This is a genomic window from Bradyrhizobium sp. Ken01, assembly GCF_055807355.1.
The window spans coordinates 1-299 of sequence record NZ_JBVVPC010000180.1; the positions used below are offsets into that span (position 1 = coordinate 1).

At 60.9% G+C, this 299-nt stretch carries 1 protein-coding gene; it reads right to left on the reverse strand.

Going from position 1 to position 299, the window contains the following annotated elements:
• Positions 1-299 (reverse strand): porin (locus tag AC0L3S_RS39270; RefSeq protein WP_473285332.1); only part of this gene is annotated, 299 nt, incomplete at both ends.

The following is a 299-nucleotide window of genomic DNA, read 5'->3' on the forward strand; positions in this document are numbered from 1 at the left end:
TCGAAGAAGGTACGGACAACGCCGTACTCAGTCGCGGTGCGCGTGTCGATGTTGAGATCTTCACGAGCGCGCATGGTGTAGTAGTTCGTCAGACGGTTGCGTGCACCGTTGGCGCCCTGGGTCGACGTGTTGAGACCGCCACCGAAGTCCGAGTTGGTGCCCAGCGCGACTTCAGCGCGCAGGTAACCACCCAGCTTGATGCAGGTGTCGGTGCCGGGGATGTAGTAGAAACCCGCACCGTACAGGGAGCAGATCTTCACGTATTCGACCGCTTTGGCCTTCACGGGGAGATCGGCTGC